The organism is Nocardia sp. NPDC004278 (assembly GCF_053602975.1).
The window spans coordinates 19,211-31,142 of the sequence record NZ_JBSGEQ010000029.1; the positions used below are offsets into that span (position 1 = coordinate 19,211).

The following is an 11,932-nucleotide window of genomic DNA, read 5'->3' on the forward strand; positions in this document are numbered from 1 at the left end:
CACGGAGAAAGCTATCTGCGGGTGACTTTGGGCAGGCCCAAGCCGACCTCGGAAACCATGTCCCGCATCACCTCGTTGACGCCGCCCCCGAATGTGATCACGACATTCCGTTTGGCATGAACGTCCAGCGCTTTCAGGGCCCGCGCGGTGGCTGGGTCGCTGAGGTCTCCCCAGGCATAGATGATGTCTTCGGCGATGCGCGCGACACGTTGCACCCGAGTGGTGTGGAAGACCTTGGAGGCCGCCGCATCCGCCTGACTGGGCCCGTCCGGTCCGGTCGATGCCACTACCCGCCAATTCATGACATCGTTGACCTTCAGCACCGCGAGAATCTCGCCCAGGCACTCCCGTACATCGTCTCGATCGAGCGCCCCTGATGAGACGGCCCACTTGTGCACCAGATCGTAGATGGCGGCGATCCGGCCGGACGGGCTGAGCATTACCCGCTCGTGATTGAGCTGGGAGATCAGATATTTGACGCCTCTGTTCTCCTCGCCGACCAACATCGATGCCGGTACCCGCACATCGTGGAAATAAGTGGCGTTTGTGTGATGCGCTCCGTCGAGTGAAATGATCGGGGTACAACTGAACCCCGGATCCGCGGTGTCGACGATCAGTATCGACAAACCGCGGTGCCGCGACTCGACGGTGCCGGTTCGAGCGGCCAGCCAGATGTAGTCCGCGGTGTGTCCGCCGGTCGTATAGGTCTTCTGGCCGTTGATGAGGTAGGAACCGTCGCTTTGCTTCTTCGCGGTGGTCGACAGCGAGAACAGATCAGTGCCGGCGTCCGGCTCGGTGTAGCCGATCGCGAATTCGATTTCACCACGCAGAATTCCGGGCAGAAATCGCTCTTTCTGCTCGACTGTGCCGTAACGCAGCAGCGTCGGGCCGACGGTCTGCAAGGTGACCGACGACAGCGGGATACTCGCCCGTACCGCCTCGGACTCGAAGATCTGCTGTTCGAGCGGGCCGAATCCCTTGCCCCCGAACTCCTTCGGCCAACCCACCCCCAGCCAGCCGTCTTCGCCCAGCTGTCGCACAATCCGTTTCGCCACCATGCCGTGCCGGTCGTCCAACAGGGTCCGCGCATCCTCTTCGCTTACGAGAGTTTCGAAGTACGAACGGATCTCGCGCTGCAATGACCGCTGTTCCGGTGTCAGACCTATGAACATCGTGTACCCAACCTCCTGAGATTCTGCCTCTCACCGCCGCAGTGCCGGACCACGTCCTTGGCCAGTGAGAAGTACCTGTGCATCGGATAGGTGACGTCGACACCCAGCCCCCCGTGCAGGTGGTGGCACATCTGCATCGCCGCACGGCCCTCTGCGGCAAATAGGAAAAGTGCCGCGTCCAGTTCGGTGCTCGCACAGCCGCCGTTGTCGATAGTCCAGTTGCAGAACAACGACACCGATTCCAATGCGGTGGCAAGAACGTAGACGTCAGCGATCTCTTGTGAGGCTGCCTGGAATGTCGACAGTGGGCGCCCGAACTGAGTTCTCGACCGCAGGTGCTCGGCGGTGAGTTTCAGTGCGCCACTGAGCAGCCCGCTCGCATAGGACAGCAAGACCGCACGATAGAGGTCGGCATACAGTTCCTGTGCATCGGCATTCACGGACAACAGAGTTGTGCATCGCGCGTCGGCGAGCTCGAATTGCATATCTACGGGGGCGTCGGCTTGTTCAGTGCCCAGTGAACATTCGATCGCGGTCGCGGTTGTCGTCTGGTCATCGATATCGACCAGAACCGGTCCGCTCACGGTGGGCGCGAGAAGCCACCGTGCCTGCTGCGCGTGTGGAGCAGCAGCGAATCGACCGGTGATCGTTTGACCTTGCGCTCCCGGATCGGCTGTCGTCGTGGGGAGTTCACCGCCGCCCGCGATACCCGCACTGACTGCCGTCACCTGTCCGTCGAGCACTCCTTTGCACCAGTCGGTGATATTCGCGCTCGGTGATCGCGAGGCCACCAGCCCAGCGATGCCCGCTCCCAACAACGGCGTTGTGAGGGCGACTTCGCCCAGGGCGCGAGCCACGATTCCCACTTCGACAGCACCCAGACCGGCGCCACCGAATTCCTCCGGGAACCCCAGCATGTGCAGGCCGCCATCGCATAGCATCCGCCACGCGTCGGCAGGAGTCGGTTCCCGCGAAAGCACACCGCGGACCGCCTCGTCGACGGCGAACTGTGTCTCATCGAATCCGAAATCCATTTACCAGCCTTCTCGATAGAACAGACGTAAATCGGCCGCGCATCAGGTAATTCGCCCCTTGGGACGCAACGCCAGAATTACCTGCTCGATTCGCATCACCGTGGTGTCGTCGACGGTGCTGTGCCCGCTGATGATCGCGTTATCTTCGATTACGCGGTCGATTCGCACGTGGTGGTACACGACGTCGCCGGGATCGACGGGTCTGTCGAAGCACACACCGGACAAGCCGCCGAGGATGGGCACCTCATCGGCGATGCCCTGCCCGGGGCGCCACGCCTGTGCCAGCAATACCGCAGCCGCCTGACCGAATGACTCCACCAGTAGCGAACTGGGATACGAATAATCGAGTCCGTCCACGCCTTCGTACCACACGGCTTCCACCGTTATCGCCTTGATGCCGGTCACCCGCTCCCCCGGCACCAACTCGACTATCCGGTCGAGCAGCAACGCCGGCGGCCGATGCGGGAGTAGTCCCATGATCTGCGCCGGCCCGAATGCATCCATAACGCGTGGATTCATTACGCACGCCTGCCATATCGCAGCCGGACCCGGGCCGCCAATTCCGGCTCACCGTCTCCGCGCGCCGACCGGATGGTGGCCACGCACCGAAAACTGTCATCGGCGGCAGTTGTTCGGCCCGCCACGACGATTCGGTGATCGGGAAAGACCGGATGCAGGAATCGAGTGTGCTCGATCTCGGTGAGCAGCATTGATATGCCATGTGCGGCGGCGTGAGAAACAGCTACCCGGTGGACCGATTCGACGAGACACACACCGGGGAAGATGAGAAACCCCGGGTAGTGCCCTCGAAAGATCGCCTCGTCGGCACTGACGGTCCAGGCCGCACAGAATTCCTGTGGGTCGGCGTGCTGCTGCCAATCGATCGGTGCACGGACCGGACTCGCGTTCGGCACGCTACCTTCCACGCAGTCGAGAACACGCATCGTCTCCTGCCTCCTGGTACGAGTGCGAGCGATACCGTCGGATGAGCGGGTATCGGGGATCCAGCCGAATGTAGGCGCGTGCTGGACACGCGCACCGCGAGTGGCACATAGCGGCCAGCGCTGCGTATTACTGCCCGGCCCGAGGCGACATCTTCCTGCGAGCGGGCAGGCCCTCGATCCGCTGGCCGGTAGATCTCTAGTTTCCTCGGTCTCCCGCTGCGGCGCGCAGCTGCGTGTGGTGATCGGCCAGGTTACGACGGGAGAAGCCATGACGATCTACCAAACGCGCCCCGGTACGTTCCTCGCGTGGGGAACAGAGGGTGTTCGCTTGGGGCACAGCGACAGTCCACTCGACCTGCGGTCGGTAACGCCCACCATTGCCGATTTGCTATCCCGGTTCTCCCAACCAGCGCAGGTCGATCAGGTTGTCGCTGAGCTCGAAGCCCACGGCGTGAGTGCAGCGGCGACCAGGGCCGCAATCGAACACCTCGTCACTGCCGGGCTCCTGCGCGATAGTCAGGACCAGCAGGCGTCCAATCCCTCCCTCCGGGTGGCGGCGATGGAAGTGCCTCGGGCGCTGGGTACCTTCCCCGACATCAGACATCTCGACCCGCAGTTCGTCGAACTGTACGAGAGCCTGCAGCACACCACACAGACCTCGGTATCGATGAGCTACGCGCTGCGGCTCGCCACGAAATACATCGCCGACGCCCGGATTCCGGGTGATGTCGTCGAATGCGGTGTGTGGCGGGGAGGCAGCGCCGCTATCGCGGCGGCGACATTGGTAGCGGCGAAGGACCTCGGCCGCACGATCTGGCTGTACGACACCTTCGCCTGGACCTGGGATCCGCCATCTGAGGTGGATCAACTGCAGCTTCCGTCTGGGGCGATGAAGCTCGGGGACCTCCTGGCCAGTGTCACCGACAGCGTGCAGGACGAAGGCAGTGACCAGCAATCGGTGCTCGACACGGTGTGCGGCACGGGGTATCCGCGCGAGCGGGTCCGCTGCGTCGAAGGTCTCGTGCAGGACACGATTCCCGAGCAGGCCCCCGACAGCATCGCCATTCTGCGACTGGATACCGACCTCTACGACTCGACCCGCCACGAACTCGAGCACCTGTATCCGCTGCTGTCGGTGGGTGGCGTGCTGATCGTCGATGACTACGGGAAATACAGCGGGGCAACCCAAGCGGTCGACGAATACTTCACGAAAGTGAACGAACCGGTGTTGCTGCATCGCATCGACACACAGGGCCGAATCTGTGTAAAGACCTCCGCGACAACCAGTCCGGCGACATAACACCGTATATGCGGTGGTCCCGGCACATCGGCGTACGCGGACTACCTACCCGCCAAAGGGCGCCTGTGAGCGAATGCGGCCCGGCCCCCGATACTCGGTCAGCACGGCGAACGTCCGTACTTCGTGAACTGTGCGATTATTTCGGCCTTGTCGGCCTCACTCGCGCGGTGATAGTGAAACGACTTGCCTCGACGAATATAGATCGGGTCATGGACCAGCCAAGCGGCCCTGCGCAACGCGGGCTTGTCGACTTTGCGCGTGGCGGTTGCCGGCATCCGGTCGATGATCCGCACATATCGCGGCGCCCACTTGGTGCCGAGATCGCTTTGCCCGCAGAGGAATACACCGAAAGCCTCGGCATCGAACCTGGCATCGTCGACCAGTTCGAGCGCCGCCATTACCTGATCTCCGGTTCGTTCGTCGGCCACCGGATACACCGCGACGTGCGCGAGGCCCGGAAATCGTGCGAGTATTCGCTCCACCGGCGCTGCGGAGAAGTTCTCACCGTCGACTCGGATCCGGTCCGCGGACCGCCCGGCGAAATAGAAGAACCCGGCCTCATCTCGATATCCCAGATCGCCGCTTCGAAATACATTGCAGCGTAACCGATCTCGATCTGCTTCGGGATTATTGTAGTAACCCTCGAACAGGTGCGCTCCGGCGACATTAACAATTTCCCCGATCGCCTCCCCGGGATTCAGCAAACGCCCGTGGCTATCGAATCGGGCTCGGGGACACTGCCTTCCGAACTCATCGTGGATTTCGATATCGAGGAATTCAGGGGGACGGCCGAGCGAGTTCGGCGGAGCATCCGGTGTCATGCGTATCGAGATGACACCTTCGCTCGAGCCGTAGCTCTCCATCGGACGGACTCCGAACCGGCGCTCGAATTCGGAGCGGTCGCGCGGCGTTGCTTCGGTGCCGAAGACGATCCGCAGTCGAGTGTCGGCCTCGAGGGGCGATTCGGGGGCGGTGAGAAGATAGGCGAGCGATCTGCCCACATAATTGAAATAGGTTGCACCGAACCGCCTGATGTCGGGTAAGAATCCCGACACCGAGAACTTTCGCCGCATGGCGAATGTCGCGCCGGTGAAGACCGATGGCGCCCAGCAGGCCATGATCGCATTGCCGTGGAACAACGGCATCGAGTTATAGGTGACATCGTCCCGAGTGATCCCGAACGGGTTGGCCATGGCGAGTGCAGCCAGCCGGCCGGTCGAGCAGATGACCGCTTTGGGCGCCGCGGTCGAACCGGAGGTAAAGGTCAGCAGCAAACGGGTAGCTGGGTCCTGAGCGGCGGTCGCGATCATCCGGTTGTGCCGTGCCGCCGCGACCAGCTCGGTCCATGCGGCGGAATCGGCAATAAATATTCGTTCCCCGTCCACGCCGGTATCTATTTCGGCGAGCATGGCCGCCCGCGCACTGTCGGTGACGATCAGATCGCAGTCGGCTCCCCGGATATCTGCGGCAAGTTCGCGGCCGCGTCGGGTCGGGTTGATACCGACCACGGTCGCGCCGCACAGTGACGCCGCGCCCAGTAAGAAGATGTATTCGGGTTCGTTCTCCAGCAGAACACCGACATGAAACATCCGGCCGTAGCGGCAAAGCTGCGTCAGTACGGTCGCACGGGCGAAACATTCGCGCACGACTTGATGCCAGGTCCACCGGGAATCCTCGAACAGGAGCCCTGGGTGATCATCGTCGGCACGCTCCAGCAACAAGTCGGCGAATACCGGTGACCGCTGGGTGAAAGTATTGTCGGGCATGAAGATCCTCTCGCGAGCGAATCAAGAGGTGGATCACTCTAGAGCTGACGATCAGTGGCCAGGTATCGGTTGACACATTGCGGCCACTATGCATGCGGATGCTTTCGGGCAGCGTCAGTTTGCTGTCAGATCCGCGGCTCACGGGCCGAATGCGGGTCTACAAAAGAAAGATCCGCGCGTATCGAACAAGGAGCCAGCCGTGGAGTTCGACCCCACAGTTCCACCTATTTGCATGTTTCCAGGCCAGGGTGCATATCTGGAGGAAACCTTCCTGGAATACGCAGATCGGTGGCCGCAGATCGGTCGGACCTTCCAAGAAATCGATAATGGGACCGTGGAGCTCGGAGCCGCGGCGATATCACCGATCCTATTGGACGGATACCCACCCAGCCTCGATCAGCTACTCGCCGACGATCCAGATACGCTGCAGCTGGCACTGTTCGGGACCGCTGTCGCCGCCTACAGAATCGTGATTTCGAAAGAGCTCCACCCACATTCGCTGACCGGGCACAGCCTCGGCGAGATAGCCGCTCTGGTCGCCGGCGGAGTCTTCACGACAGGTCAGGGCGCCCGGATCGTCCATATCCGGTCGCAGTGCCTCGAGATCGCGGCCGAATCCGGCGGTATGCTCGCGGTCCGTGCGCAGGCGAGCAGGGCGCAAGCATTGGTCGATGCCATCAATATCGAAGGCCTTGTCGTCGCCGTCGAGAACGGCCCACGTCAAACGGTGCTCGCCGGCCCGGCGGAGGCATTGACGCTCGCGGAATCGATTGCGCGCGATATCGGGGTGACCGCCGTGAGAATTTCATCCCCGTACCCGTTTCACAGCCCGCTGCTCGAGGCGGCAGCCGCGAGTTTTGGAAAGCGTCTGCGTCATGAGCTCGCGGGCACGGCGGGTTGCCTGCGGACTCCGGTGTATTCGCCGATCATGCAGCGGTTCTACACCGACGATGACGACTTCGCCGAAATTCTCGCCGACCATCTGGTGCTGCCGGTACGTTTCACCAGCGCGTTGCAATACCTCGGCACGACCGGAGTGCGCACGTTCATCGAATGTGGCGCCCGGGACGCGCTGACGGGAATAGTGCGCAAAACCTTACCGACGGTGAGCGCATCCCCAACCTTCATCCGAGGTAGCCGCCGGTCCACGTCGGCCACATCGGTCGTCGCCGCGCCCGTGGCGTAGCATCGGACGCGGCGCGACCGAGGGGCACGTCAGGTGGATTCGAGAAGACCGAGTTCTGCTGCGCGAACACCGATTTGGAATCGGGTGGTCACACCGAGTCGGACCATCATGTCGGCAACGTATCTGCGGTAGGTTCGCAGCGACACCGATAGCTGGCGCGCGGCGACCTCATCCTTGAGCCCTTGGTTGAGCGCGCGCAGCACGGCCAGTGCCGTGTCGTCGAATTCGTTGGATCGCAGGCCGAGATGAACCGACAGGTCCGACGCCGAGTCCCACAGGATCCTGGCGAACTGGTGGATCACTCGCAACAACGCGGCATCGCGGACCACGAAACCATGTGGTCGCTGCTCTCCGAGGCCACCCCAGATGGCAGCTACCTGCTTGTCGATAATGATCATGTTGTAGAAGTCCGCGTCGACCACCCTCGTCTGGGCGTGTACCTGTGGGTGCTGCAAAAGCATATCCGGGCTGCGGGTTTCGACGTAGTGGCGCGAGTACAGCAGTCGGACCTCGCGTCCCGCGGCAAGTAGTTGCTCGACCAGCGTCCGACTGGACTGATAGTGCGGTTGGATGCGCAACGGACTGGACACCACCAGCATCGCTTCCTTGCGTGCCCGTTGGAGTAGCCGCTGAAGTTCCTGCTCCCAGCCCTCCCCCGGGCGCACCCTCACAATGTCGTGGGTGCCCGCACGGTCGTCGCGGCATTCGTCCATCGCACGGTCGATCAGTTGTCGCGACTTCGCGAGCAGTTCCACGATGTCGTCACCACCATCGTGGTTTCTCGGGTCCTGTCGTGAGAATCCCGTCACGTCGTAGTTCACCCTCGGCCTCCCCGTCGAACTTCCGCCTGCAACAGCTAGCTTGCCATTGATGATCGCACGGTCAAACACATTGGTGGACAACGGCATTAGCGGGCATACCGGACATCCCTGAGCCGCTCCGACGACACGATGCACCGTTCCAGCAGAATGTGACGTGTCGATGAACACGTTTCACTTCCGGATTTCCGTCAATCCTGAGCGTCGACAGCATCCCGATGGCGGCGCGCAGGCGAAGTGTCGGCGATTGCCGAGGCAGTCCTGACCGTGGCATCTTGCTGTCACGGCACCTACATTTTCCTGCTGCTGTCGCCGCTTTATATCTAGCAATAACGTGTTCTAGCTTTGAAGAGAACCGACACGTTACAGCAAGGGACGCGGATGAATATCGATTTCACCGAGGAACAGCAGCAGCTACGTAAACACTTGCGCGCGTATTTCGCCGATCTGATGACACCGGAAATACGCGCGGCATTGGACGGCCCGGGCGGCGAATACGGTGCGCCCGAAGCCTACAAGCAAGTCGTTCGCTCCCTCGGGCGCGACGGCTGGCTCACACTGGGATGGCCGGCAGAATTCGGGGGGCAGAACCGGCCGGCGATGGACCAGCTGATCTTCAACGACGAAGCCGCCGCCGCAGGGGTGCCGTTCCCGTTTCTCACCGTGAACACCGTCGGCCCCACCATCATGAGATTCGGTACCCCGGAACAGAAGTCGTTCTTTCTGCCACGCATCGCGCAGGGCGACCTGCACTTCTCCATCGGCTATTCCGAACCCGAGGCGGGCACCGACCTCGCCTCGCTGCGCACGCGCGCAGTCCGCGACGGTGACCAGTTCGTCATCAACGGGGAAAAGGCCTGGACCAGCCTCATCGAATATGCCGACTACATCTGGCTGGCCGCACGCACCGATCCGAAGGCGTCCAAGCATCGCGGACTGTCCATCCTGATCGTCCCCACCACCGCAGCAGGCTTCTCCTGGAGCAAGATTCACACCATGGCCGGTCCCGGCACCAGTGCCACCTACTACACCGACGTCCGCGTCCCCACCACCAACATCGTGGGCGAACCGAACGCGGGTTGGCCGTTGATCACCAATCAGCTCAACCATGAGCGAGTGGCGCTGACTTCCGCTGCGCCATTACAGGAGTCGCTGCGGCAGGTGTGGGAGTGGTCCGAGCGAACCACCCGCGCTGATGGTTCACGGGTTATCGACGCCGAATGGGTTCGACTGCACCTGGCACGCGTGCACGCCAATATCGAGTACCTGAAGCTGCGCAACTGGCGCATCGCCTGGGCCGCCGACTCCGGCGAACTCGGCCCGGCCGACGCCTCGGCAACCAAGGTGTTCGGCACCGAATTGGCCACGGAGGCATACCGTTTGCTGATGGAGGTGCTGGGCACGTCGGCGATCGTGCGCACCGACTCACCGGGCGCCGTACTGCGCGGCCGGATCGAACGTTTCCACCGATCGTCACTGATCCTCACCTTCGGTGGCGGTACCAACGAGGTACAGCGCGACATCATCGCCAAAACTGCTCTCGGACTGCCCGTTACCCGCTGATCTTTCCCAAAGGAATCCCGTTATGGACTTCAGTTTCACCGAGGAACAAAGCGATCTGGCCGGGCTGGCCCGGACCCTGCTCACCGACTGGACGACAAATAACACTCCGGACGGCACCGGTTTCGACCGGCCGCTGTGGGCAGCGTTCACGCGGGCCGGACTGATCGAGGCCGCGCTGCCCGCTCCGATCGGCGGCGGATTCGGTCTGGCCGAGCAGTGCAGTGTGCTCATCGAGATCGGCCGGGCCGTCGCTCCGGCCCCGTACCTGACAAGCGTCGCAGTGGGCGCTTGCGCGATCGCGACGTTCGGTGACGACGAGCAGCGGCAGCGGTGGGTCGCACCGGTCGCGTCCGGAACCACCACGCTCGCGGTAGCACTCGCCACCGAAGACAACCGATTCCGGGCCGAACCCGCCGCGACCGGCTGGCAGCTCAGCGGCACCCACAGTGCCGTTCCCGCGGGAGCATTCGCCGACGCGTTTCTGATCGAAGCCACCACCCCGCAGGGGCCGCTGCTGCTCGTACTCGACCGCGACACCCCCGGTATGCGCGTCACCGGGCAACACGTCGTCGACAGCACCGACGCCGCACTGCTCGAACTCGACGGCATCACCGTGGGCACCGCGAACGCCCTGGGGGCGCCGGGCAACGGTGCGGCCGAATGGGCACATCGTCGAGCGACCATCGCCACCTGCGCCCAACAGCTCGGTGTTGTGGAACGTGCATTGGAACTCACCAGCGAATATGCCTTGACTCGAAAGCAATTCGACAAACCCATTGGCTCGTTCCAGGCCGTCCGGCAGCGCTTGGCCGACGCTCACATCGATGTCGAGGCCGTGCGCCTGACACTCTGGCAGGCAGCCTGGCGCGAAGCCCAGGGGCTGCCCGCAGACGCCGAAGTCGCCACCGCGAAGTTCTGGGCTGCCGAGGCCGGCCACCGCGTCGCACACACGATGGTGCATGTGCACGCGAGCATCGGCATCTTCCTCGAGTACCAGGTGCACCGGTACTTCCTCGCCGCCAAACGCAGCGAATTCCTCTTCGGCGCGGCTACCGAGCAGCTGCGGGTCCTGGCCGACGCCCTCTCGTCCGCTCCGAGGTCGTGACCAGGCCACAGACCTGAGACCGGATGTGGCGGTGCAAAACCCGGGCCCCGCGCCGCCACATCGGCCGTAACAATCCAGTCGATACCGCCCACTATCGTGCCAGTGCACGGCACAGACGCTCGTCGAGATCGCTGAGTCCCCAACTCGCACGATCCTCGAGCCTGGCGTACCCATGGGTGATCGCACCGGCGGCAACGTTGACAAGCGTCTGGCCACGTTGCACATAGCATTCCATACCGACGGTGAACGTCAGGTTCTTGAACACATCGTCGACGACCAGCACCACATGCAGGTCTTCCTCCATATAGGCCTCGTCGAGCATGGTGATCCGTGATCGAGGCACCACCGGAATGAGCTGCTGGTCATCGAGCAGCATGCGGATGGAGACACCACGGTCGGCGAGGAACCGATCCACGGCGTCCTCCATGATCCGCAAATATCCGGACATCTGCAGCCGCTCGGTGAAGTGGCAGTAGAAATAGGGGATTCGGAAGGTCCACGCAAACCCATTGCGCCCCTGGGTCAGTCGTGCCACATCCGTGGGAAGACCGCTTGCCGGGGGGCTGCCGAATCCCGATGCCGGCGCCGAGCGCCGAATCTCGGGAACGACCGCGCTCGCGAGTTCCGGCGCCGCTGCGGCGCGTGGGCTCGCCCATCGGGAATCTTCGCGTAGGACAACCGATACCCGCGAGCGCGCCAGTTTGATCTCGTCCCCGTCGCGGTCGCCGACTATGACGACTTCGTAGGTAAGCTCACCGTCGCTCGCCGCGCGCGACCGGACGATCAGTCGGACGGCCTCGTCCAGGTTGAAGACATGGATGATTCGGGTATCGATATCGACTATCTCCCAGCACAATCCGTGGTCGGCGTACAGACTCCGCACGTCATTTCCGAGACGGCGAAAATGGGCGATCAGCGCCTCTTCGACCAGGTAGTTCACGTGTTTGAACCCGATCCACGGGCCGATATTCGCACCCTCGTATCGCGGACGCAACTTGACCTGTGTAATCGGCCCCGAGACCGGCTCCACCGATGATGTCATGG

General features: G+C 62.8%; 11 protein-coding genes. 4 read left to right on the forward strand and 7 right to left on the reverse strand.

All coding sequences use genetic code 11. From position 1 onward, the window contains the following. Positions 1-11: 11 nt before the first annotated feature. From ACWEO2_RS33285 to ACWEO2_RS33300, 4 genes are read right to left on the reverse strand one after another with little or no spacing between them, the layout of a single operon-like run. Complete coding sequence (locus ACWEO2_RS33285; protein ID WP_452408962.1) at positions 12-1,172, reverse strand: acyl-CoA dehydrogenase family protein; 1,161 nt, start codon at positions 1,170-1,172, stop codon at positions 12-14. Then, the gene (locus ACWEO2_RS33290; RefSeq protein ID WP_452408963.1) at positions 1,163-2,206 is read right to left on the reverse strand and encodes an acyl-CoA dehydrogenase family protein; all 1,044 of its coding nucleotides are present in this window, start codon (positions 2,204-2,206) and stop codon (positions 1,163-1,165) included. Before ACWEO2_RS33290 ends, ACWEO2_RS33285 begins: the two co-directional genes overlap by 10 nt. Positions 2,207-2,248: 42 nt before the next feature. Continuing rightward, positions 2,249-2,710: a 3-hydroxyacyl-ACP dehydratase FabZ family protein gene (locus tag ACWEO2_RS33295; protein ID WP_452408964.1), complete on the reverse strand. Its 462-nt coding sequence runs from the start codon at positions 2,708-2,710 to the stop codon at positions 2,249-2,251. 14 nt (positions 2,711-2,724) lie between these two features. Beyond that, complete coding sequence (locus ACWEO2_RS33300) at positions 2,725-3,150, reverse strand: hypothetical protein (protein WP_452408965.1); 426 nt, start codon at positions 3,148-3,150, stop codon at positions 2,725-2,727. A gap of 268 nt (positions 3,151-3,418) precedes the next feature. On the opposite strand from ACWEO2_RS33300, the gene ACWEO2_RS33305 reads away from it, so the two are divergent. Then, the gene (locus ACWEO2_RS33305) at positions 3,419-4,450 is read left to right on the forward strand and encodes a TylF/MycF/NovP-related O-methyltransferase (RefSeq protein ID WP_452408966.1); all 1,032 of its coding nucleotides are present in this window, start codon (positions 3,419-3,421) and stop codon (positions 4,448-4,450) included. Positions 4,451-4,548: 98 nt separating this feature from the next. On the opposite strand, the gene ACWEO2_RS33310 is transcribed toward ACWEO2_RS33305, so the two are convergent. Further along, positions 4,549-6,216 (reverse strand): AMP-binding protein, encoded by a 1,668-nt coding sequence (locus ACWEO2_RS33310; protein WP_452408967.1) that lies wholly within the window; start codon positions 6,214-6,216, stop codon positions 4,549-4,551. 334 nt (positions 6,217-6,550) lie between these two features. On the opposite strand from ACWEO2_RS33310, the gene ACWEO2_RS33315 reads away from it, so the two are divergent. Further along, positions 6,551-7,402, forward strand: a complete 852-nt coding sequence (locus ACWEO2_RS33315; protein ID WP_452408968.1) for an ACP S-malonyltransferase — start codon at positions 6,551-6,553, stop codon at positions 7,400-7,402. Positions 7,403-7,431: 29 nt separating this feature from the next. Here ACWEO2_RS33315 and ACWEO2_RS33320 read toward each other — a convergent pair whose 3' ends face one another. Continuing rightward, the gene (locus tag ACWEO2_RS33320; protein WP_452408969.1) at positions 7,432-8,223 is read right to left on the reverse strand and encodes a hypothetical protein; all 792 of its coding nucleotides are present in this window, start codon (positions 8,221-8,223) and stop codon (positions 7,432-7,434) included. A gap of 378 nt (positions 8,224-8,601) precedes the next feature. Here ACWEO2_RS33320 and ACWEO2_RS33325 point away from each other — a divergent pair, with 378 nt between their 5' ends. Both ACWEO2_RS33325 and ACWEO2_RS33330 read left to right on the forward strand, forming a co-directional pair. Further along, on the forward strand, positions 8,602-9,783 hold the full coding sequence (locus ACWEO2_RS33325) for an acyl-CoA dehydrogenase family protein (RefSeq protein ID WP_452408970.1): 1,182 nt from the start codon (positions 8,602-8,604) through the stop codon (positions 9,781-9,783). A 22-nt stretch (positions 9,784-9,805) separates the two neighbouring features. Then, a complete protein-coding gene (locus tag ACWEO2_RS33330) occupies positions 9,806-10,888 on the forward strand; it encodes an acyl-CoA dehydrogenase family protein (RefSeq protein WP_452408971.1) in 1,083 nt (360 codons plus the stop codon). A gap of 91 nt (positions 10,889-10,979) precedes the next feature. On the opposite strand, the gene ACWEO2_RS33335 is transcribed toward ACWEO2_RS33330, so the two are convergent. Continuing rightward, the gene (locus ACWEO2_RS33335) at positions 10,980-11,930 is read right to left on the reverse strand and encodes a thioesterase family protein (protein ID WP_452408972.1); all 951 of its coding nucleotides are present in this window, start codon (positions 11,928-11,930) and stop codon (positions 10,980-10,982) included. Between the last annotated feature and the right edge of the window lie 2 nt (positions 11,931-11,932).

What these genes read in the sequence shown, in the direction of transcription:
- ACWEO2_RS33285 (WP_452408962.1), bottom strand. Translation starts at nt 1,172, where the DNA reads ATGTTCATAGGTCTGACACCGGAACAGCGGTCATTGCAGCGCGAGATC.
- ACWEO2_RS33290 (WP_452408963.1), bottom strand. Translation starts at nt 2,206, where the DNA reads ATGGATTTCGGATTCGATGAGACACAGTTCGCCGTCGACGAGGCGGTC.
- ACWEO2_RS33295 (WP_452408964.1), bottom strand. Translation starts at nt 2,710, where the DNA reads ATGGATGCATTCGGGCCGGCGCAGATCATGGGACTACTCCCGCATCGG.
- ACWEO2_RS33300 (WP_452408965.1), bottom strand. Translation starts at nt 3,150, where the DNA reads ATGCGTGTTCTCGACTGCGTGGAAGGTAGCGTGCCGAACGCGAGTCCG.
- ACWEO2_RS33305 (WP_452408966.1), top strand. Translation starts at nt 3,419, where the DNA reads ATGACGATCTACCAAACGCGCCCCGGTACGTTCCTCGCGTGGGGAACA.
- ACWEO2_RS33310 (WP_452408967.1), bottom strand. Translation starts at nt 6,216, where the DNA reads ATGCCCGACAATACTTTCACCCAGCGGTCACCGGTATTCGCCGACTTG.
- ACWEO2_RS33325 (WP_452408970.1), top strand. Translation starts at nt 8,602, where the DNA reads ATGAATATCGATTTCACCGAGGAACAGCAGCAGCTACGTAAACACTTG.
- ACWEO2_RS33330 (WP_452408971.1), top strand. Translation starts at nt 9,806, where the DNA reads ATGGACTTCAGTTTCACCGAGGAACAAAGCGATCTGGCCGGGCTGGCC.
- ACWEO2_RS33335 (WP_452408972.1), bottom strand. Translation starts at nt 11,930, where the DNA reads ATGACATCATCGGTGGAGCCGGTCTCGGGGCCGATTACACAGGTCAAG.